The 22,308-nt window shown below is 54.1% G+C and carries 18 protein-coding genes, 2 tRNA genes and 2 other RNA genes; 9 read left to right on the forward strand and 13 right to left on the reverse strand.

What is annotated here, in order from left to right:
- The 5 genes from oppC to AB1748_RS11850 form a co-directional block, all read right to left on the reverse strand.
- Positions 1-909: an oligopeptide ABC transporter permease OppC gene (oppC, locus tag AB1748_RS11830; protein WP_111140043.1), complete on the reverse strand. Its 909-nt coding sequence runs from the start codon at positions 907-909 to the stop codon at positions 1-3.
- Between the two features lie 14 nt (positions 910-923).
- On the reverse strand, positions 924-1,844 hold the full coding sequence (gene oppB / locus AB1748_RS11835; protein ID WP_111140042.1) for an oligopeptide ABC transporter permease OppB: 921 nt from the start codon (positions 1,842-1,844) through the stop codon (positions 924-926).
- A gap of 89 nt (positions 1,845-1,933) precedes the next feature.
- Positions 1,934-3,574, reverse strand: a complete 1,641-nt coding sequence (gene oppA / locus AB1748_RS11840; RefSeq protein WP_111140041.1) for an oligopeptide ABC transporter substrate-binding protein OppA — start codon at positions 3,572-3,574, stop codon at positions 1,934-1,936.
- Positions 3,575-3,725: 151 nt separating this feature from the next.
- Positions 3,726-5,351, reverse strand: coding sequence for an ABC transporter substrate-binding protein (locus AB1748_RS11845; protein WP_367395533.1), 1,626 nt, complete (start codon positions 5,349-5,351; stop codon positions 3,726-3,728).
- Between the two features lie 582 nt (positions 5,352-5,933).
- Positions 5,934-6,581, reverse strand: a complete 648-nt coding sequence (locus tag AB1748_RS11850; RefSeq protein ID WP_111140040.1) for a YchE family NAAT transporter — start codon at positions 6,579-6,581, stop codon at positions 5,934-5,936.
- Between the two features lie 461 nt (positions 6,582-7,042).
- Between AB1748_RS11850 and adhE the strand changes: the two genes are divergently transcribed.
- Positions 7,043-9,730, forward strand: coding sequence for a bifunctional acetaldehyde-CoA/alcohol dehydrogenase (adhE, locus tag AB1748_RS11855; protein ID WP_293771061.1), 2,688 nt, complete (start codon positions 7,043-7,045; stop codon positions 9,728-9,730).
- A gap of 57 nt (positions 9,731-9,787) precedes the next feature.
- Here the strand turns inward: adhE and tdk are convergent, their stop codons facing one another.
- Positions 9,788-10,420 carry a thymidine kinase gene (gene tdk, locus AB1748_RS11860; protein WP_111140038.1) on the reverse strand — a complete coding sequence of 211 codons (633 nt, stop codon included), beginning with the start codon at positions 10,418-10,420 and terminating at the stop codon, positions 9,788-9,790.
- A 407-nt stretch (positions 10,421-10,827) separates the two neighbouring features.
- On the opposite strand from tdk, the gene hns reads away from it, so the two are divergent.
- Complete coding sequence (hns, locus tag AB1748_RS11865; protein ID WP_111140037.1) at positions 10,828-11,238, forward strand: histone-like nucleoid-structuring protein H-NS; 411 nt, start codon at positions 10,828-10,830, stop codon at positions 11,236-11,238.
- An 82-nt stretch (positions 11,239-11,320) separates the two neighbouring features.
- Here hns and AB1748_RS11870 read toward each other — a convergent pair whose 3' ends face one another.
- From AB1748_RS11870 to rssA, 5 genes are all read right to left on the reverse strand, one after another.
- Positions 11,321-12,328, reverse strand: a complete 1,008-nt coding sequence (locus AB1748_RS11870; RefSeq protein ID WP_293771064.1) for an NAD-dependent epimerase — start codon at positions 12,326-12,328, stop codon at positions 11,321-11,323.
- A 14-nt stretch (positions 12,329-12,342) separates the two neighbouring features.
- Positions 12,343-13,683 carry a UDP-glucose/GDP-mannose dehydrogenase family protein gene (locus tag AB1748_RS11875; protein WP_111140035.1) on the reverse strand — a complete coding sequence of 447 codons (1,341 nt, stop codon included), beginning with the start codon at positions 13,681-13,683 and terminating at the stop codon, positions 12,343-12,345.
- 22 nt (positions 13,684-13,705) lie between these two features.
- A complete protein-coding gene (gene galU, locus AB1748_RS11880) occupies positions 13,706-14,614 on the reverse strand; it encodes a UTP--glucose-1-phosphate uridylyltransferase GalU (RefSeq protein ID WP_111140034.1) in 909 nt (302 codons plus the stop codon).
- Positions 14,615-14,806: 192 nt separating this feature from the next.
- Positions 14,807-15,823, reverse strand: coding sequence for a two-component system response regulator RssB (rssB, locus tag AB1748_RS11885; protein ID WP_111140033.1), 1,017 nt, complete (start codon positions 15,821-15,823; stop codon positions 14,807-14,809).
- 99 nt (positions 15,824-15,922) lie between these two features.
- Entirely contained in the window at positions 15,923-16,828 is a 906-nt protein-coding gene (rssA, locus tag AB1748_RS11890; protein ID WP_111140032.1) for a patatin-like phospholipase RssA, read from the reverse strand.
- Positions 16,829-16,924: 96 nt separating this feature from the next.
- Here rssA and AB1748_RS11895 point away from each other — a divergent pair, with 96 nt between their 5' ends.
- From AB1748_RS11895 to xthA, 7 genes are all read left to right on the forward strand, one after another.
- The gene (locus AB1748_RS11895; RefSeq protein ID WP_367395534.1) at positions 16,925-17,380 is read left to right on the forward strand and encodes a YchJ family protein; all 456 of its coding nucleotides are present in this window, start codon (positions 16,925-16,927) and stop codon (positions 17,378-17,380) included.
- Positions 17,381-17,435: 55 nt separating this feature from the next.
- Positions 17,436-18,284, forward strand: a complete 849-nt coding sequence (gene purU, locus AB1748_RS11900; protein WP_111140030.1) for a formyltetrahydrofolate deformylase — start codon at positions 17,436-17,438, stop codon at positions 18,282-18,284.
- A 144-nt stretch (positions 18,285-18,428) separates the two neighbouring features.
- A tRNA-Tyr gene (locus AB1748_RS11905) sits at positions 18,429-18,513 on the forward strand.
- Positions 18,514-18,549: 36 nt separating this feature from the next.
- A tRNA-Tyr gene (locus AB1748_RS11910) sits at positions 18,550-18,634 on the forward strand.
- A 42-nt stretch (positions 18,635-18,676) separates the two neighbouring features.
- Positions 18,677-18,804: non-coding RNA, RtT sRNA (locus AB1748_RS11915), on the forward strand.
- A gap of 42 nt (positions 18,805-18,846) precedes the next feature.
- A non-coding RNA gene (locus AB1748_RS11920) (RtT sRNA) lies at positions 18,847-18,974 on the forward strand.
- A gap of 199 nt (positions 18,975-19,173) precedes the next feature.
- A complete protein-coding gene (gene xthA, locus AB1748_RS11925) occupies positions 19,174-19,980 on the forward strand; it encodes an exodeoxyribonuclease III (RefSeq protein ID WP_111142072.1) in 807 nt (268 codons plus the stop codon).
- Between the two features lie 33 nt (positions 19,981-20,013).
- Here xthA and AB1748_RS11930 read toward each other — a convergent pair whose 3' ends face one another.
- Together AB1748_RS11930 and AB1748_RS11935 are read right to left on the reverse strand one after the other, a co-directional pair.
- A complete protein-coding gene (locus AB1748_RS11930; RefSeq protein ID WP_111142073.1) occupies positions 20,014-20,322 on the reverse strand; it encodes a YnjH family protein in 309 nt (102 codons plus the stop codon).
- Positions 20,319-22,235 carry a DNA topoisomerase III gene (locus tag AB1748_RS11935; protein WP_111142074.1) on the reverse strand — a complete coding sequence of 639 codons (1,917 nt, stop codon included), beginning with the start codon at positions 22,233-22,235 and terminating at the stop codon, positions 20,319-20,321. The genes AB1748_RS11930 and AB1748_RS11935 overlap by 4 nt, the downstream gene beginning before the upstream one ends.
- Between the last annotated feature and the right edge of the window lie 73 nt (positions 22,236-22,308).

Here is a 22,308-nt window from a genome sequence, read left to right on the forward strand (position 1 = left end):
TTAACGATCTTTCGGGTCGAGGGCATCACGCAGGCCATCGCCGATAAAGTTGAAACAGAACAGTGTGACCACCAGGAACGCCGCCGGATAGAGCAGCAGCCACGGCGAGACTTCCATGGAGTTAGCCCCGTCGCTGAGCAGTGCGCCCCAACTGCTCAGCGGCTCCTGCGTTCCCAGGCCCAGGAAGCTCAGGAAGGATTCGAACAGGATCATGCTTGGCACCAGCAGCGAGGCGTACACCACCACCACGCCCAGCACGTTCGGAACGACATGGCGCACGACGATCTTCCAGGTCGACACGCCACCGACATGGGCCGCTTCAATAAACTCTTTGCGCTTCAGGCTGAGCGTCTGGCCGCGCACGATACGCGCCATATCCAGCCAGGAGACCATGCCGATGGCGGCAAAAATCAGCAGGATGTTGCGGCCAAAGAAGGTCACCAGCAGGATCACGAAGAACATAAACGGAAAGGAGTTCAGGATTTCCAGAATACGCATCATCACCGAGTCGGTTTTGCCGCCCAGATAGCCGGCAATCGAGCCGTAGAGTGTGCCCACAATTACCGCGATCAGCGCAGAGGCGACACCCACCATCAGGGAGATGCGTCCGCCGATGGCCACACGCACCAGCAGGTCACGTCCCGATGAATCGGTGCCGAACCAGTGGCCGGAGGTGGTATCCGGTGGCGAGGACATCATGGCCCAGTCGGTGTCATCATAGGTAAACTGCGCCAGCATCGGGGCAAAGATTACAAACAGCGTAATCAGCAGCAGCACCAGCAGGCTGATCAGGGCAGCCCGGTTATGAATAAAGCGACGACGCGCATCCTGCCAGAGGCTACGCCCTTCTACTTCCAGCTTCTCACTGAACGCATCCAGAGCTTCGCTGTTTTTCTTACTTAACATCATGGCGAACTCCGCAATCAGTAACGAATTTTCGGATCGATAACGGCGTAGAGCACGTCAACAATCGCGTTAAAGACAATGGTCAGCAGACCAACCAGAATGGTCAGGCTCATCACCAGTGAGTAGTCACGGTTCAGCGCGCCGTTGACAAACAGCTGGCCGATACCCGGCAGACCGTAGATCGACTCAATCACCATCGATCCGGTGATGATGCCGACGAAAGCCGGACCCATGTAGGAGATCACCGGCAGCAGAGCCGGTTTCAGCGCATGGCGCAGCACGATGCGGCGCAGCGGTAAACCTTTCGCCCGTGCGGTGCGGATAAAGTTTGAGTGCATCACTTCGATCATCGATCCGCGGGTAATACGGGCGATGCTGGCGATATAGGCCAGCGACAGGGCCACCATCGGCAGCAGCATGTAGTTCCACTGCCCGCCATTCCAGCCGCCGCCCGGCAGCCACTTCAGGCTGATGGCGAACAGCAGGACCAGCAGCGGTGCCACCACGAAACTCGGTATCACCACGCCGGTCATTGCCACCCCCATCACCGCAAAGTCCCACAGCGTGTTCTGCTTAAGCGCGGCGATCACACCCGCCGTCACGCCCAGCACTACCGCGAGCAGAAACGCGGCCAGGCCGAGTTTGGCCGAGACCGGGAAAGCGTGCGCGACCAGATAGTTGACCGAATAGTCTTTGTATTTAAACGACGGGCCGAAATCGCCGTGTGCCAGCTGCACCAGGTAATCGACATACTGTTTGCCGATCGGATCGTTGAGGTGATATTTCGCCTCGATGTTCGCCATTACTTCCGGGGCCAGCGTACGCTCGCCGGTAAAGGGGCTGCCCGGGGCCAGGCGCATCATAAAGAAGGAGATGGTAATCAGAACGAACAGCGTCGGTAGCGCTTCAAGCAAGCGACGCAGGATGAATTTTAACATTGCCGTACCTACCAGGCTGTTGCTTCACAACATAAAAATAGTAAAAGGCGGCGCCAGACGCGCCGCCACTGCTGATAGCCTGAATGCTATTAGTGTTTAATGATGTAGAAGTTTTTATCCAGGGTTTTATCCAGTGGATCTTTACCGGTGTAGCCGCCAACGTAAGGTTTAACCAGACGCGTGTTCACGTAGTAGTAGACCGGAACGATGGTGCTGTCTTTATCCAGAATCTGCTCCGCCTTCTGATAATCCGCGGCACGCGCTTTCTCATCAGAAGCCTTGATCGCGTCACGCACCACTTTATCGAACTCCTCGCTCTTATAGTGCGCGGTGTTACTGCTGCTGTTGGACAGCATGGTGTTCAGGAAGGAAGTCGGTTCGTTGTAGTCGGCACACCAGGCGGCGCGTGACACATCGAAGTTACCCTGATGACGGGTATCCAGGAAGGTTTTCCACTCCTGGTTTTCCAGCTTAATGTTCACGCCGATGTTTTTCTTCCAGATTGACGAGGCGGCAATCGCCAGCTTCTTGTGCAGATCGGAAGTGTTATAAAGCAGGTTAAAGGTCAGCGGTTTATCCGCGGTGTAGCCCGCTTCAGCCAGCAGCTTTTTCGCCTCGGCGTTACGTTTGTCCTGTGACCACTTGAACCAGTCTGGCGGCAGAATGTCCATGCCGTCGGTGGCTGGCGGCGTGTAGCTGTAAGCCGGCTTCTGGCCCTGCGCCAGCACTTTGTTGACCATGATGTCACGATCCAGACCCAGCTTCAGAGCAGCACGTACGCGCGGATCGGTGAATGGCGCTTTCTGGTTGTTAATTTCGTAGTAGTAGGTGCAGAGATAGGGATCGACGTGCAGCTCTTTGCCGTTGTCACGCTGCAGCTTTTTGAACAGCTCAATCGGCAGGTTGTTGTAGGTCATGTCGCTGCCGTTTTCGGAGAAGTAGCGGTTAACGTCGCTGACTTCTGAACTGATTGGCAGGAAGGTCACTTTGTTCAGCACGGTGTGCTCGTTGTCCCAGTAGTTCGGGTTACGCACCAGGGTGATGCGCTCATTGATAACGTGCGCGTCCAGCTTAAAGGCGCCGTTGCCGACCCAGTTCTGAGGCTGAGTCCACTGATCGCCAAACTTCTCGATGGCCGGTTTATAAACCGGGGACATCACGGAGTTGATCAGCAGCTTATCGAAGTAAGGTACCGGCTCGCTCAGGGTGACTTCCAGCGTGTGATCATCAATGGCTTTAACGCCCAGATCGGTGATCGGTTTTTTGCCGGCGATGATGTCATCGACGTTCAGGATATGGCCATATTGCGGGTAGCTGGCGTACGGTGAGGCGGTTTTAGGATCGACCAGGCGCTCCCAGCTGTAGACGAAGTCCTGTGCGGTGACAGGTTCGCCATTAGACCATTTGGCATTTTTGCGCAGGTGGAACGTCCACACTTTGAAATCTTTGTTTTCGTAACTTTCCGCCACGGCCGGGATCGGTTTACCGTTGCTGTCGTTGACCAGCAGACCTTCATAGAGGTCGCGCGCCACGTTGTCTTCCGGTACGCCCTCAATTTTGTGAGGATCCAGCGACTGCACTTCATCGCCATTGCCGCGTACCAGCTCCTGTTTTGCAGCCAGCTCAACGCCCGCAGGCACGGTAGCCGCCAGAGCCGCATTCCCTGCCAGGGCACTCACTGCGGCGAAAACGCCCGCTGCAATCAGGCTTTTTTTCGTGATGTTGTTCATTATTACACTCCAGTTTTATTATCGTCACCGTGGCGATGCACTGCTACGGCGTCCCCCGTCTCCGGGCTCCCCGGCCTGTACCAGGGAGATTGACCCAAAATGGTCTTTATGCGGATGCGTTTTCTGACTGTCTCGCCGGACGGCGATCAGATCAGTGTTGTCTGATGAAGTAGTACTTCAGGTCTGTCATGTCCTGCGGGTCTTTGCCCGTAAAGCCGCCAACCCAGGGCTTTACCAGGCGCACACTTACGCGGTAGTAAACTGGCACAATTGGTGAGTCTTTGTCGAGTTGTGTTTCAGCCTGCTGATAGAGGTCAGCGCGTGCCGCTTCACTGCCCGCCGTGAGGGTCTCTGACATCAGCCGATCGAAGGTTGCACTACTGTAGAATGCGGTATTAATTGAGGCGTTGCTGATCAGCATATTCAGGAAGGTGGACGGCTCGTTGTAGTCGGCACACCAGGTTGCCCGCACCACGTCGAACTGGCCCTGATGCCGGGTCTCCAGCATGGTTTTCCACTCCTGATTCTGCAATGTGACTTTCGCGCCCAGGTTTTTCTGCCACATTGATGCGGCCGCAATCGCCTGACGTTTATTCTGATCGGAGGTGTTGTAGAGCAGTGTAAAGCTCAGCGGATGGGCGGCATCGAATCCCGCCTCTGCCAGCAGCTTCTTCGCCGCCTCATTGCGCTGCGCCTGCGTCCAGGTGAACCAGGCGGGTGGCGTCAGCCGGATACCGGCGGTAAAGGGTGGCGTCAGGCTATAGGCGGGGATCTGTCCCTGGGCCATGATCTTATTGGCGATGATATCGCGATCCAGCGTCATCTTCAGCGCGCTGCGCACCCGCGCATCGGTAAATGGCGGCTTTTTGTTATTAATTTCGTAGTAGAAGGTGCAGAGCAGCGGACTGACTTTCACTTCGTCGCCCAGCTCTTTGCGCAGTTTGCCAAACATCTCAGGCGGCACCGCGCTGTTGGTGATATCCGTGCCGCCGCTGCGGTAGCGGTTGATGTCGCTGTTTTCCGAGGCGATCGGCAGGAATGTCCCCTGCTCAATCACCGTATGGACGTTGTCCCAGTAGTGCGGATTACGCTTCACAACGATTTTCTCATTCACCACCCAGTCGCTGAGCTGGTAGGCACCATTGCCGACATAGTGTTCCGGGCGCGTCCAGGCCTCACCCCACTGTTTAATAGCGGGTGCGTAGACCGGCTTCATCGCCGTATGCGCTAACATCGCCACCAGATAAGGTACAGGCTCGCTCAGGGTAATCTGCAGCCGATGCGCATCCAGCGCCTTAACACCCAGTTGATCGGGTGACGCTTTACCTGTCAGGATGGCGTCGATATTGGCGAAGTGCGCAGCCTGCAGATAGCTGGCATAGGGTGACGCGGTTTTCGGATCCACCAGACGACGCCAGCTATAGACAAAATCATCGGCGGTGACGGGCTGCCCGTTGCTCCACTTCGCATCCTGGCGCAGTTGAAAAATCCAGATGTCAGGCTGCGGGTTCTCCCAGCTTTTCGCCACGCCAGGCACCACCTCACCCCGGTTATCCGTGTTGACCAGTCCATCCAGCAGATTGTGAATAATATTGGATTCCGGCACGCCTTCAGTTTTATGCGGATCCAGCGAGGAGACTTCACCGCCGTTATTAATCACGATCGCCTGACGGGCCGCCAGTGCGGTCCCCGGCGGAACCGTAGCGGCATAGGCTGGCGAAAACGCCATCAACAGAACAGTTGCGATAAGTGACCGCTGTTGCTGCAATTTATTCATCCCAATCATGCGACACGCCAACCCTTTATTAAGTATCCCGACAGGCTTAAGCAAAAAGCGTTCTCACTTTGGGCTTTCGGAGAAAAAAATTACGCTGGGCCAGAAATTATCAGAAGCCCTTGTGGGGTGCCAAAGTAAAATAGCTAAAATGTTAACTAATTCTCTTTTATCATGAGAAGCGCGGCAGCGAAAGCGTTAATTTTTGTTCTGAAAATAACTTATGCTATTGATAAATAGATAAATTATTCGAAAACACCGCATTAAAGGGATGAGAAGAAAAAAAATGTGCCCGATCTGTCAGTTATCGGGAAAAAAGGCGCCTCTCTGCGATGAAATCGATTTCCTGAGGCGTTATCTGGCGGTTTATGAGGCTGGCTGAAAAATTTGTAGCAGAAAATGATGTGAAAATAGTGACATTCTTTTGCAGAAAAAAGTCTGTGATCTGAAACGCAGTAATGAAATTTATAATTTCCAGCCCGAGTTAAGCTGCGCGAATAAATGCATCGTTATGGTGCAATGAAATTCCCTTTTTGCACCATAACGGTTCACCTGATCAATTCATTGCCTGAAATAAGTGCGCTGCTAATTGAGCAGACCGGGGAAAATGGCCTTCATGCCGGTGACAACAAATTCGATGCCCAGCGCCATCAGGAGCAGGCCCATGATACGCGTGATGACGTTAATCCCGGTCTGGCCCAGGATGCGCACCATTAAGGGTGCGGCCCGGAACAGCAGCCAGCAGCAGAAGGCAAAGATAGCTATCGCCAGGGTAAAGCCCAGCAGGTTGAGCCAGCTGTGATAGCGGGTGCTCCAGACGATGGTTGAACTGATCGCCCCCGGCCCGGCCATCAGCGGTAACGCCAGTGGCACCACACCCACGCTTTCGCGAATGGCGGTTTCTGATTTCTCCTGCTTGTTCTGTTTATCTTCACCCAGCTTGCCGCTAATCATCGACATTGCAATGGTGACCACCAGAATCCCGCCCGCAATACGGAAAGAGTCGATGGAGATGCCAAACACCCGCAGAATAGCATCGCCCAGAAAGAGCGACGTCCAGAGGATAATAGCGACCGCCAGATTGGCGGTAAGATTGGTTTTATTACGCTCAGCCACGCCCTGATAGCGGGTCATGCTGATAAACACCGGAATAATTCCCACCGGATTAACCAGCGCAAAGAGCCCGACAAAAAATTTTATATAGCCTGATAGATCTAACAGCGCAGGATTCACGACTTTACTCCGTACCGCAGGGGGGAAAACGCGCCTAATGTATGTGAAAACGGACACAGACGCCAGATGCGGGCTCAGCAATTTATGCTGTTGAACTGTGGCACATTTAGCGCTTTACGCCAGTGATTAAATAATGGCTGGCGATAGGCGCTGCCGGGCCCCGGTGCTTTGGATACGATAAGTTTGAGAAACCCGGGCGCTGAACCCGCAGCTGAATGGTGTCAGCTTGCGTTTAAATTGATCTGAATCAAAATCGCCCTACCCCGAACCAGGTAATCTTTTCGCAACGGAAGCATTAGCGGCAGCGAAGTAAACTCTCACGGCCGCCAGAAAAGACTTATTCAGTAAACAGTTGAAAATCCAGCCGTTCCGCCGCTATCAGACGCATTAAAGCAGCGTGACTATACTCAGGGACGCAGGATTGTTTACTAAAAAAGTTTAACTTCCTTCAGGAGAGCACCATGGCCGTAACCAATATCGCGGAACTTAATGCACTGGTTGAACGTGTAAAAAAAGCCCAGCGTGAATATGCCAACTTTTCTCAACAGCAGGTCGACGCCATTTTTCGTGCCGCCGCCCTCGCCGCCGCCGATGCCCGCATTCCCCTCGCCAAGATGGCCGTTGCCGAATCCGGTATGGGTATCGTCGAAGATAAAGTCATTAAAAACCATTTTGCCTCTGAGTATATCTACAACGCCTATAAAGATGAGAAGACCTGTGGTGTGTTAGCCACTGACGATACCTTCGGCACCATCACCATCGCCGAGCCGATCGGCCTGATTTGTGGCATCGTCCCGACCACTAACCCGACCTCAACCGCCATCTTTAAAGCCCTGATCAGCCTTAAAACCCGCAACGGGATTATCTTCTCGCCACACCCACGCGCCAAAGACGCCACTAACAAAGCCGCAGATGTCGTTCTGCAGGCGGCGATTGCAGCCGGTGCGCCAAAAGACATTATCGGCTGGATCGACGCCCCTTCCGTGGAGCTTTCCAACCAGCTGATGCATCACCCTGATATCAATCTGATTCTCGCCACCGGCGGACCAGGCATGGTGAAAGCAGCCTACAGCTCCGGTAAACCCGCGATTGGTGTCGGTGCCGGTAATACGCCGGTCGTGATTGATGAAACCGCCGACCTGAAGCGCGCTGTCGCCTCTATACTGATGTCAAAGACCTTCGACAACGGGGTGATCTGCGCCTCTGAACAGTCGGTAATTGTGGTGGATTCCGTCTACGACGCGGTGCGTGAACGCTTTGCCAGCCACGGCGGCTACCTGCTGCAGGGTGCCGAACTCCAGGCGGTGCAGGATATCATCCTGAAAAATGGCGGACTGAACGCGGCCATCGTCGGTCAGCCTGCGGTAAAAATTGCCGAAATGGCTGGCCTCCGTGTGCCTGCCGGCACCAGGATCCTGATCGGTGAGGTAAAACGGGTGGACGAGTCAGAACCGTTCGCTCACGAAAAACTCTCGCCAACGCTGGCGATGTATCGGGCGAAGGATTTCCAGGATGCCGTCGACAAAGCCGAGAAGCTGGTCGCCATGGGCGGTATCGGCCACACCTCCTGTCTCTACACCGATCAGGATAACCAGACCGAGCGCGTGCACTACTTTGGCGACAGAATGAAAACGGCGCGTATTCTGATCAACACACCGGCTTCGCAGGGGGGTATCGGTGATCTCTACAACTTTAAACTGGCACCTTCTCTGACGCTGGGCTGTGGTTCATGGGGCGGTAACTCGATTTCTGAGAACGTCGGGCCGAAACACCTGATCAACACCAAAACTGTCGCCAAGCGAGCTGAGAATATGTTGTGGCATAAACTTCCTAAATCCATCTATTTCCGTCGCGGTTCACTGCCGATTGCGCTGGAAGAGGTGGCAACAGATGGTGCAAAACGAGCCTTTATCGTCACCGACCGCTTCCTGTTCAACAACGGCTATGCTGACCAGGTGACCCGCGTACTGAAATCGCACGGCCTTGAAACGGAAGTCTTCTTCGAAGTTGAAGCGGACCCGACGCTGAGCATCGTGCGCAAAGGGGCGGAACAGATGAACAGCTTCAAACCGGACGTTATCATCGCGCTGGGTGGCGGTTCCCCGATGGATGCTGCCAAAATTATGTGGGTGATGTACGAGCATCCTGAAACCCACTTCGAAGAGCTGGCGTTACGTTTCATGGATATCCGTAAACGTATCTACAAGTTCCCGAAAATGGGCGTGAAAGCGCGCATGGTCGCCATCACAACCACTTCCGGTACCGGGTCAGAAGTCACGCCGTTTGCCGTGGTGACCGATGATGCCACCGGTCAGAAATATCCTCTGGCGGACTATGCACTGACGCCGGATATGGCGATTGTCGATGCCAACCTGGTCATGGATATGCCGCGCTCACTCTGCGCGTTCGGCGGTCTGGATGCTGTGACCCATGCGCTGGAAGCCTACGTTTCTGTACTGGCGAATGAGTACTCTGACGGACAGGCGCTGCAGGCACTGAAGCTGCTGAAAGAGAATCTGCCGGCCAGCTATGCCGAAGGGGCGAAAAACCCGGTTGCGCGGGAGCGCGTTCATAACGCCGCGACCATTGCCGGTATCGCCTTTGCTAACGCCTTCCTCGGGGTCTGTCACTCCATGGCTCATAAACTGGGTTCAGAGTTCCATATCCCACACGGCCTGGCGAACGCGCTGTTAATCTCGAACGTCATCCGCTACAACGCAAATGACAATCCGACCAAACAGACGGCTTTCAGCCAGTATGACCGTCCTCAGGCTCGTCGTCGCTACGCCGAAGTGGCAGACCACTTAGGTCTGAGCGCACCTGGCGACCGCACCGCACAGAAAATTGAGAAGCTGCTGGCATGGCTGGATGAGATCAAAACCAAACTTGGTATTCCCGCCTCTATCCGGGAAGCCGGTGTGCAGGAAGCGGACTTCCTGGCGAAAGTCGATAAACTGGCCGACGATGCGTTTGACGATCAGTGTACCGGCGCGAACCCACGCTATCCGCTGATTGCTGAGCTGAAACAGATCATGCTCGACACCTTCTACGGTCGTGAATTTGTCGAGCCGTTCTCAGGCGTCGCTGAGGCGGTGGCTGCTGAGCCGGTAAAAGAGATGAAGAGCGAGAAAAAAGCGAAAAAAGTCTGATAGTCCCGCTTTAACAGGCTGATAAAAAAAACCCGCCACGGCGGGTTTTTTTCTGTCTCAGCAATGAGGATCGGGCAGCGGCGTCTGCGCGCCGTGAATCGCCTGCAGCGACCCCTGCTCTATCGCCTGTTTGTAGTGCTTGCGGCAGACGGAGATATAACGCTCGTTCCCCCCAATCACAACCTGTTCACCTTCGCTGAACGGTTTTCCTTCGCTGTCCAGACGCAGCACCATGCTGGCCTTACGGCCACAGTGACAGATCGTTTTCAGCTCAACCAGCTTGTCTGCCCATGCCAGCAGATACTGACTGCCAACAAAGAGTTCACCGCGGAAATCGGTTCTCAGACCATAGCAGAGCACGGGAATATCCAGGTCATCGACAACATCAGAGAGCGCTTTAACCTGCTCGCGGGTCAGAAACTGACTCTCATCAACCAGAACGCAGTGAACCGGACTGGCGGCGTGCTCGGCAGCGATCTCGCTGAAGAGCGACGTCTCTGCATTATAGAGAGAAGCTGGCGACGAAAGACCGATGCGGGAGCTCACCTGCCCGGCACCAAAGCGGTTATCAATTTCAGCGGTGTAGACCAGTGAACGCATCCCGCGCTCCTGATAGTTGTAGGAGGATTGCAGCAGTGCGGTCGACTTCCCTGCATTCATGGCAGAGTAATAAAAATAGAGTTGAGCCATAGAAACGTATCTTCATCAGGACTGAACGGAATGGCGCGCATATTAACACAAAGTGCCGGCATTACATTGTCGCTGATGCCCCTCTGAAGCGTAACGGCGGAGCGGCCCGAGGCTGGCAACCGGTTTATCCGGCGGATTCCGGGTGCGACCGGTGCGACTGAATTTAATTTCTTTAACCGTAATAACAGAGATGACATTTTTACTACGGTCCGAAATACATTAAATTTTTTTCACATCCACCCGTATGAAACTATTTTTTAAATTCTTCCTGACACCTTTTTTCAGCCGCGATTATTTTTTACCGCCTGGCTAAGTAGTGCTTTTATTTTTTTATGATTGAGTTTATTTAATGTCACCACTACTATTAGCGGGCAACACAACTTTTTCCTTATTCAGAGACCAGGACAATGAGCGAAGCACTAAAAGTTCTTAATAATATCCGTACGCTGCGCGCCCAGGCCAGAGAGTATTCCGTGGAGACACTGGAAGAGATGCTGGAAAAACTGGATGTGGTGGTAAAAGAGCGCCGTGAAGAAGAGTCACATTTTCAGGCTGAAAATGAAGAACGCACGCGTAAACTTAATCAGTATCGTGAAATGCTGCTGGCCGATGGTATTGACCCGAACGAACTGATTGGCTCGCAGGCTCCCTCTGCACGGACAACGGCAAAAGGTAAACGCTCAGTGCGCCCGGCTAAATATGGCTACACCGATGAAAAAGGCGAATCCAGAACCTGGACCGGCCAGGGACGGACACCAGCCGCGATTAAAAAAGCGCTGGAAGAACAGGGTAAAAAGCTGGACGATTTTTTACTGTAATCGCACCCGGTTTTGCGGTCTGAAACCTTCGTGACCCGATAGCCATTAAAAAAGGAAGCCAGAGCTTCCTTTTTCTTTTTCATCAGACGCGATAAAAATCCCGATACCACTCCACGAAGTTTTTAACGCCCTCTTCAACGCCCGTCCTGGGTTTAAAACCGATTGCCTTAAACAGCGCCTCGGTATCCGCACTGGTTTCAAGCACATCGCCGGGTTGCATAGGCATCAGATTTTTCTTCGCCGTAATACCGAGTGCTTTTTCCAGCGCCTCGATATAGTTCATCAGCGTGACAGGCTGGCTGTTACCAATATTATAGACGCGATAAGGCGCGGAACTGGTAGCAGGTGAACCGGTTTCAACGGTCCAGTTATCATCCTGCTGAGGAATAACAGCCTGCAGACGGACAATCGCTTCTGCAATATCGTCGATATAGGTAAAGTCGCGTTTCATCTGCCCCTGGTTATACACATCAATCGCCTCACCCGCAATCATGGCACGGGTAAATTTGAACAGCGCCATATCCGGGCGACCCCAGGGGCCGTAAACGGTAAAGAAGCGCAATCCGGTCGTCGGTAACTGATAAAGATGCGAATAGGTATGCGACATCAGCTCGTTGGCTTTTTTGGTCGCCGCATACAAAGAGACCGGGTGGTCCACGCTATCTTCAGTCGAGAACGGCATTTTACGGTTCAGTCCATAAACGGAACTGGATGACGCGTAGAGCAGATGTTCAATTTTATGATGACGGCATCCCTCAAGAATATTGAGGTGACCAATGAGGTTGGCATCGGCATAAGCATGCGGATTTTCGATGGAATAGCGGACGCCGGCCTGAGCACCAAGATGGATTACGCGCTGGAAGGCGTGCTGGTCGAACAGTGACGCCATTGCGTCACGGTCCGCCAGGTCCATCTCAATAAAAGTAAAACCTGGGTCGGTGTTAATTAAATTGAGACGGGCATGTTTGAGATTTACGTCGTAATAATCATTCAGGTTGTCGATACCGACAACCTGGTGACCGGCAGCCAGCAGACGTTGGCTGACATGAAAACCAATAAAACCTGCGGCGCCGGTGACCAGAAAGTTCATAAATCCCTCGTTAATTATGCAGGTTGAATAGACGCTCCGCGGCCGATTGCATAATAAACGAAACCGCGTTTGCTGATACGCTCTGGATCATACAGGTTACGACCATCAAAAATCACGGCTTCTTTCAGCGCATTTTTAATGATGTCGAAGTCAGGTGCACGGAAGTTCTGCCACTCCGTACAGATGACCAGCGCGTCAGCGCCCTGCAGTGCAGCTTCTTTGGTGCCCATCAGCTTAAGATCGCTGCGGTGACCATAGATGCGCTGCGCTTCATCCATCGCTTCAGGGTCAAACGCCTGCACAGAGGCGCCCGCTTCCCACAGCGTTTCCATCAGCACGCGGCTGGAGGCTTCACGCATATCGTCGGTATTCGGCTTGAATGAAAGGCCCCAGAGTGCAAACGTCTTACCTTTCAGGTCGTCACCAAAGTGACGCTTGATAAAGGTTGGCAGCTTGGTTTTCTGGCTGTCATTCACATCTTCCACCGCCTGCAGCAGGCGTGGCTGATAGCCGATGGACTCAGCGGTACGGATCAGCGCCTGCACATCTTTCGGGAAGCAGGAGCCGCCGTAGCCACAGCCAGGGTAGATAAAGTGATAGCCGATGCGGGGATCTGAACCGATACCCTGGCGGACTTTCTCAATATCTGCGCCTAAACGTTCAGCCAGGTTAGACATCTCGTTCATGAAGCTGATTTTGGTGGCCAGCATACAGTTGGCCGCATATTTGGTCAGCTCTGCACTGCGAATGTCCATCATAATCATGCGATCGTGGTTGCGGTTAAACGGCTCATAAAGCTCGCGTAACAGTTCAATCACTTCGTCGTTGTCGGTGCCGACAACGATACGCTCAGGACGCATACAGTCGTTGACTGCCGCACCCTCTTTCAGGAATTCCGGGTTAGAGACCACATCAAAGGTGATGTTGGCGTCACGCGCTTTCAGCGTTTCCGTCATTACTGCACGAACTTTATCTGCTGTGCCAACCGGAACGGTTGATTTGTCGATAACCACTTTGTGATCGTTCATATGCTGCGCAATAGTGCGCGCTACGGCGGTCACATATTTCAGATCGGCAGAGCCGTCTTCGTCCGGTGGTGTACCCACTGCAATAAACTGCATAACACCATGGTTTACGCCCAGCTCAGCATCAGTGCTGAACTTCAGTCGACCGGCTTCGTAATTTGACATTACCAGCGGCGTTAAACCTGGTTCGAAAATAGGAATGATGCCTTTCTTCAGATTTTCGACTTTATTCGCGTCGACATCAATGCAGAGAACGTCATGTCCGACTTCGGCTAACACCGCAGCCTGAACCAGACCGACATAGCCGATACCAAATACAGTGACTTTCATCGAGTTATCCTGTGTTTATGAATTACTTTTTGTTGCCAACTGCGCTATCGAGCCATTCAGAGAAATCTTTGCCCAATACCGGATGACGAACACCGTACTCAACGAAAGCCTGCATGTAGCCCAGTTTGTTACCACAGTCATGGCTGACGCCTTTCAGGTGATAAGCTTCAACAGTCTCTTTTTCCATCAGCATGGCAATAGAGTCAGTCAGCTGAACTTCGCCGCCTGCACCTGGAGGCGTCTTCGCCAGCAGTGGCCAGATATCAGAAGAGAGCACGTAACGACCTACAACGGCCAGGTTTGATGGCGCTTCTGCCGCTTTAGGCTTCTCAACCACACCGACCATTGGCGCGCTGTCGCCTGGGTTCAGTTCTGCACCCTGGCAATCGACTACACCGTACGCGGTGACATCGGCAACCGGCTCAACCATGATCTGGCTGCGGCCAGACTCTTCATAACGGCTCAGCATCTCTGCCAGGTTATCTTTGGTTGGGTTAGATTCATATTCGTCGATGATGACGTCTGGCAGGATAACCGCGAATGGCTCATTACCGATCAGCGGGTGTGCACACATAACAGCGTGGCCCAGGCCTTTTGCGATGCCCTGACGAACCTGCATGATGGTGACGTGTGGCGGGCAGATGGACTGGATTTCATCCAGCAGCTGACGCTTAACGCGTTTTTCCAGCATTGATTCCAGTTCGAAGCTGGTATCAAAGTGGTTTTCGATGGCATTTTTTGAGGAGTGCGTTACCAGCACAATTTCATTGATGCCCGCAGCAATACATTCGTTAACGACATACTGAATTAACGGCTTATCAACCAGCGGTAACATCTCTTTTGGAATCGCTTTGGTCGCAGGCAGCATACGCGTACCCAAACCCGCTACCGGGATTACCGCTTTTTTTACTTTGGTATTATTGGCAGACATTAAGATACCTCTCTCATAGGCCGTTCAAGTTAATACTTGATATGTCGGTTAAAATCGAAAATGAGTATATCAGTTAGTATCGAACGGATTTATCCTGGAAGGCATGAAACCGTCGAAATTAAGACTATTACCCAACTGTAAAGCTAAACTCTGGCCCTGCGATCAGCGCCAGAATCTTACTGTAATCAACCTCTATTCTTCCGTGGAAAGCATCAGCCGGATACGTCCTCCGGCGCCCCAGACGTGACATTGCCAGTTCTCGGCGCGCTGACTGATCTGGTTAAGATGGGTACTGCCCATAGTGCCAAGCGGGACACCATTACTGAGCTGAATCTGATGAGCCTGAACATGAAGGGTGGCGTTTAATCCGGCCGACACCAGGATCAGGTTTTTGAGACCGCGATGGTAATAGCCCACCAGCAAGGGGAACTGGCCGCTCAGGTTCGCCTGACGCAGCAGCAGATTGACCTGTCTGAGCAGACCATTCAGCTCCGGCAACCGCTGTTTTTGTCCGCTGAGCTGCTCCTGCAGCAGGCCGTTGAACAGCGCACGCAGCAGCAGGGCCGCCAGTACGCCATTGTCCCCGGCGCGCGTCACGTCGAGGCAGTAAAAGGCCAGATCCCTGTCGGAGAGCGCCGCGATGTCGAGCACCAGGCCGGGCTGCTCCGCCATCGTTAACTGACGGTAGTTCACCCGGCAGTTGGCAATGGTCTGCTGCACCGGCGGCTGCAGCTGCTTAAGCAGTTTAGCGGCGGCCTGTGGGTCGCGAACCAGCGCATCCCAGTCCTGGAATAGCTGCTCATCCTCTTCCACTTTGGAGGTGAACATTGAGGGATAGAGGCACTCGTAGACCGCTTCACGGAAGCGTTCAAAATTCTTTAATGGTTTAAGCAGCACATCCTGCACCCCAAGACGCAGCACATGGGCGATATCAGACATGTTCTCGGTGGCCGAGACGATCAGAATCGGTACCACGTTGCCGCGGGTACGAATATGCTCAACGAACTGGATCCCACTCATGCGGGGCATCTCCAGATCGCAGATAATCAGGTCGACAGTATGCTGTTGTAGTTGTGCAATTGCTTCCAGACCATCTTCCGCTTGTAACGTCACAGCACCCATCGATAACAAAAATTGGTCCAGCAACGAACGGAAAACAGCCTCATCTTCGACAATGAGTATCTTTTTGCCGAGTAGTGGTTTTTCCATTCTTTCCCCCTGCGTACCAGATATTTCAATAGTGGTTCATAAAACGCAGTTGCGCCTTTCAGAATTGCCCAAAGTCACCGCTTTGAATGAACAACCTGATTATCTGCCACGGACCAGTGGTAATAGTTCATCCATTTTCTTCTCTACGGCGGCCCTGCCTGCCTCAATCGCTTCTTCAGCCCGATGAAAGTCCAGCGTTGAAATCTGCGGGCAGACCGGCTGGATCAATACGTCGGGTGGATCGCCTGCCATCCGATTTCTTTTCAGACGATTCTCCAGCACCTGGATAGAGGTCGACATGATCTCCATCGCGCCGGGTGACTGCGAAGCCCGACGCTGGGTGAAATTCACCAGCCGCTGTCGGAGCTTTCCGCCCCAGCTTAAGGCCGCTGCGGCCGCTTCTTCTTCACTATTCTGAGGCGTGACGGAAAAGAGATCCTGCTGCATGAGATGCGCGTCATGCTGTAAGTCCACGGCGATCACAATGTCTGCCCCCAGGGCCCGGGTCAGTGAAATCGGCACCGGATTGACGACGGCACCATCCACCAGCCAATACCCATTGTAGCCCACGGGCGGTAATAAACCTGGCATACTGCAGGAAGCCCGAACGGCCTGATGCAGACCCCCCTCTGTCAGCCAGAGTTCACGGCCGGTGCTGAGGTTGGTTGCCACCACGCCAAAGGGTTTGTGGCACGCTTCGATAGCATCATTCGGGATAAGCTGACGGACATGATTAAACACCCGTTCCCCGCGTAACAGGCCGCCACGCTGCCAGGAGACATCCATCAGGCGAATCACATCCCAGTAGCGGAATGCACTGACCCATTTTTCCATCAGCGGCAGGCGATGATTGACATAGGCAGATCCCACCAGCGCGCCCACAGAGCAGCCGGCGACGACGTCGATCTCAATACCTGCACGCTCCAGCGCATTAATCACGCCAATATGTGCCCATCCTTTGGCGGCTCCTGACCCCAGAGCCAATCCAATTTTTACCTTTCTCATTTGTACCTGGTCCTGCCGTCAATACGTAGCGTCACAACGTGGGGTCCGCTAACATAGCGCGCTTCTGAAATCGACTCATCATTCTCTGGAGATAATGTGTCAAAAATCTGCCCATGCTGTAGCGGGGAGCAGTATAGCGTATGTTGCGAGCCCTTTCTGCAGGGTAAACAGATTCCTGTTACCGCTGAACAACTTATGCGATCCCGCTATTGCGCCTATGTTGAGCATAATGCGGACTATCTGGTTGCAACCTGGCACCCTGACAAACGCCATCCGGGCCTGTCCGGGCTTTTATCTGAAAGTTTTCCGGGCACCGAATGGCTTAGCCTGAATGTAACCTGTTGTAATCATGGACGCCACGAGAACGAAGCCTCTGTGACCTTTTTTGCGCGTTATCGCGAGAAAACGAACATTCATGCCATTCATGAGTGTTCACGCTTTCTTCGCGAGGATCAACGCTGGTACTATGTTGACGGTACCGCGTCCTCAACAGGCCGTAACGACCCCTGCCCCTGCGGCAGTGGCAAAAAATACAAAAAATGTTGTGGCTAAGCTGACGGCTTCCCAACGGTTTCACCCCTAATGCTTTGACAGGACTCTGATTGAGATGCAAGCGCAAACCATGCAAAGAAAAGTTTTACGAACCATTTGTCCCGATGCAAAAGGTCTGATCGCCAAAATCACCAATATCTGTTACAAGCACGAGCTGAATATCGTGCAGAACAATGAGTTTGTTGATCATCGCACCGGGCGTTTTTTCATGCGCACCGAGCTGGAAGGGATTTTTAACGACAACACACTGCTTGCCGATCTCGACAGCGCCCTGCCGCAGGGCTCGGTACGTGAACTGCACAGTGCCGGCCGTCGTCGCGTCGTCATTCTGGTCACCAAAGAGGCGCACTGCCTGGGCGACCTGCTGATGAAGAGCGCGTTTGGCGGTCTGGACATGGAAATTGCCGCGGTGGTGGGCAACCACGATACCCTGCGTTCACTGGTCGAGCGTTTTGATATTCCGTTCGTACTGGTGAGCCATGAAGGGTTAACGCGCGAAGAGCATGACAATCGCATGGCAGAAGAGATTGACCGCTATCAGCCCGATTATGTCGTGCTGGCGAAATATATGCGCGTCCTGACACCCGCCTTCGTGCAGCGTTACCCGAACCAGATCATCAACATTCACCACTCGTTCCTGCCCGCCTTTATCGGCGCCCGTCCTTATCACCAGGCGTATGAGCGTGGGGTGAAGATCATCGGGGCGACTGCGCACTATGTGAATGACAATCTCGATGAAGGCCCGATCATCATGCAGGATGTGATCAACGTCGATCACAGCTATACCGCGGATGAGATGATGCGAGCCGGTCGTGACGTCGAGAAGAACGTCCTGAGCAATGCGCTGTACAAAGTACTGGGGCAGCGTGTGTTTGTTTACGGTAACCGGACGATCATTCTTTAATCAGCCAGCGCACTGAATTGACGGCAGATTCAGCGCTACGCGTAAAAAGTGGGCAAACAGTTACTGTTTTGTCAGTGGGCGCTTTACACCCTTATCGCATTTGGTATGATGCGCCCCGCTTTACGCAATAACGATTCAGGCCATGGTGGGATTCCCGAGCGGCCAAAGGGAGCAGACTGTAAATCTGCCGTCACAGACTTCGAAGGTTCGAATCCTTCTCCCACCACCATCTGAATCTGCATTCGCGTAAGCCAGCCATATCCCAGGTGGGATTCCCGAGCGGCCAAAGGGAGCAGACTGTAAATCTGCCGTCACAGACTTCGAAGGTTCGAATCCTTCTCCCACCACCATCTCATGTAGTGCACCCTTTTCGCATACCGACATCTTATTCTCCTGTTCTGCGGGGGAGAGGGATGAGAACCTTCGATTAAGGTTCGGGTCGAGCTTTGCGAGACAACGCGCTTCAGCGCGGCCCGCAGGGTGAGGCGCAACGCGCCGAATTATCCTTCTCCCACCACCATCTCATATAGTGCACCCTTTTCGCATACCGACATCTTATTCTCCTGTTCTGCGGGGGAGAGGGATGAAAACCTTCGATTAAGGTTCGGGTCGAGCTTTGCGAGACAACGCGCTTCAGCGCGGCCCGCAGGGTGAGGCGCAACGCGCCGAATTATCCTTCTCCCACCACCATCTTCTGTAAAACACCCTATTTGCTTTCCGACATCTTTGTCTCCTGATATTTCGGGGAGAGGGATGAGAATCTTCGATCCGGCTTCCGTTATCCCTGCCCTTTCCTTTCTGCTGTAATTCTCCGCCTGTTCCGCCATGACTTTTTCAGCAAAAATCGCTACCATCTTCGCCCATCACTTGCTGAACAATGGTCGAACTCATGAAATTTGTTTCATTTAACATCAACGGCTTGCGTGCCCGTCCGCATCAGCTTCAGGCGCTCGTCGAACAGCATCAGCCCGATGTTATCGGTCTGCAGGAAACCAAAGTCCATGACGACATGTTCCCGCTGGAAGAGGTATCAAAGCTCGGCTATCACGTCTTCTATCACGGGCAGAAGGGCCACTACGGCGTCGCGTTGCTGACCAAAGCGCAGCCAGTCTCTGTCAGCCGTGGCTTCCCGGGTGATGACGAGGAGGCCCAGCGCCGCCTGATCACCGCTGAACTTCCCAGCCCGATAGGCGATATCACGGTCATCAACGGCTACTTCCCGCAGGGTGAAAGTCGCGACCACCCCACCAAGTTCCCTGCCAAAGAGAAGTTCTACCGCGATCTGCAGCGTCTGCTGACCGAGGATCTGCCTGCCGATAAGCCGGTGCTGATTATGGGGGATATGAATATCAGCAGCACCGACCTGGATATCGGTATCGGTGAGGAGAGCCGCAAGCGCTGGCTGCGCACCGGCAAGTGCTCTTTCCTGCCGGAAGAGCGTGAGTGGATGGACCGTTTGCTGGGCTGGGGTCTGGTGGATACGTGGCGTGAGCAGAATCCGGCGGTCGCCGATCGCTTCTCCTGGTTCGACTACCGGTCTAAAGGCTTCGATGACAACCGCGGACTGCGCATCGACCTGCTGCTGGCCAGCAAAAACCTGGCCGCGCACTGCGTGGAGAGCGGCATCGACTATGAGATCCGGCGCATGGAGAAGCCGTCTGACCACGCGCCTGTCTGGTCAACTTTCCGCTTTTAAGTAACGGTCGCGTGGCCGAACGCCACGCGATGATTATTTCACAATCTTCCAGATCAGATTGTTGGTACCCAGCGATTGCTCATCACGGGCACACTGCAGCAACACGCCTTCCGATTTCACCACCGCGCCTTCTGTATAGTTACGGTTTTCGAAGATGCAGCAGCGCAGACAGTCCGGCTGACGACGCTCTGCCTGCGTCCAGGCTTCCGGCGGCAGATCCACCACCACATCCGTGTTCGTCCCATTATTACCTGGTGGCATCGACTGATAACGGCCGTTAGCCTGCGCCAGCCCGCTCGCCAGCGACAGGGCCACGACCACTAAAACTGAATAACGCCTCATTCCGTCTCCTTTACTTTACGCCTGGTTTTGCGCACCGGACGTTTCTGTCCGGTGGACGGTAATCCCCGAAATGCATGCGCCGCAGGCTGCTGTCGCGCCTGCTGAATCAGGCCGGTCAGGGTCTGAACCAGCGGCTGCATAAAATCATCATAGCGGCACGCCTTTTCACTGATGCGCGTCAGTGTCGATTCCCACTGCGCCGTCATATCGGGACGCGCTGCCAGATCGGGCAGGGAGTGAATCAGGGCGCGTCCGGCCTCAGTTGAGTGGATATAACGCCCCTTTTTCACCAGGAAGCTACGACGAAACAGGAGTTCGATGATCCCCGCGCGTGTGGCTTCCGTTCCTAAACCATCGGTCGCACGCAGCACTTTCTTTAATTCTTTATCCTGAACGAAACGCGCGATGCCGGTCATCGCAGAGAGAATGGTGGCGTCGGTAAACGGCCGCGGCGGCTGAGTCTGCTTCGCCACTACTTCACCCCGCTCGCACAAGAGCTCATCCCCTTTGGCCACCACCGGCAGCGGCATCCCATCGTTCTCCTCATCCCGCTCTTTGTTGCCCAGCAGCGCGCGCCAGCCCGCCTCCGCCAGAAAACGCGCTTTCGCCACGAATTTTCCGCCCGCGATATCAAGATCGATGACACATTTGCGGAACACCGCATCCGGGCAGAACTGCATCAGATACTGCCGCGCCACCAGCGCATAAATCTGCTGTTCGTTTTCGGTGAGTTTTACCGCGCCGGATCGGGCGGTCGGAATAATGGCGTGGTGGGCATCCACCTTTTTATCATCCCAGCAGCGGTTCCGGCGATCGGCATCGAAATCGGCTGGCGGTGTTAGGGCAGACTGGTGCGACTGAATCGCCTTTAACACCGCATGACGGCCGGCAAAATGCTCTTCCGGCAGATAGCGGCTGTCCGAACGCGGATAGGTGATCAGTTTGTGGGTTTCATACAGGCGCTGACAGGTATCCAGCACCGTCTGCGCGCTAAGTCCGTAGCGTTTTGCCGCCTCAATCTGCAGGCTGGACAGCGAGAATGGCAGCGGCGCCACCTCATTTTCCCGCTTATCGCTGTAGGCAGAGACGATCGCAGGCTGGCCGGTAATGCGCGCCACCACATGGTCGGCCAGCGCCCGTTTCAGCAGACGACCCTCTTCATCCTGCCAGGGTTCACAGGCTTCGCTGGGGATCCAGCTGGCGACAAACCGGACACCCTCCGGCGTCACGATATGCGCTTTCACTTCAAAGTAATCTTTTGGCACGAAGTTCTCGATCTCTTCATCGCGCCGCACCACCAGTCCCAGCACTGGCGTCTGAACACGTCCCACCGACAGCACCCCGTCATAGCCCGCATTGCGGCCCAGCAATGTCCAGGCGCGGGTCATATTGATGCCGTAGAGCCAGTCTGCTCGGGCTCGCGCCAGCGCAGAGACGCAGAGCGGTATGAACTCGCGGTTTTCACGCAGCCGGTTAACGGCCCGGTCCACCGCCTGCGGGTTGAGATCGTTGATCAGACAGCGCTGCACCTTGCTGCGCTTTTCAGCCGACAGATTCAGGTAGTCGAGCACCTCATCCACCAGCAACTGCCCTTCCCGATCCGGGTCACCGGCATGTACCACTTCCGTGGCCTGCGCCAGTAATCCTTCGACCACTTTCAGCTGTTTTACCACTGAAGGGCGCGGCTGTAGCCGCCATTTCTCCGGGATGATCGGCAGATCGGCCAGCGACCAGCGCGCATAACGGCTGTCATAACTGTCAGGTTGCGCCTGCTCCAGAAGATGCCCCACACACCAGGTGACAATCTGATCGTTACCGCAGGCAATAAAGCCCTCACCGCGTCGATGCGGTTTTGGCAGCACATCTGCAATAGCACGCCCAAGGCTCGGTTTTTCCGCAATAAACAAACGCATTGAATCAGGTAATCCTTAACATCAGGGGTTACTCAGCGATAACCGGTTATCCACTGTCGGTTTGAATCCTGGC

Origin of the sequence: Pantoea sp. Ep11b, from assembly GCF_040783975.1 — a bacterium.
Classification (GTDB): domain Bacteria; phylum Pseudomonadota; class Gammaproteobacteria; order Enterobacterales; family Enterobacteriaceae; genus Pantoea.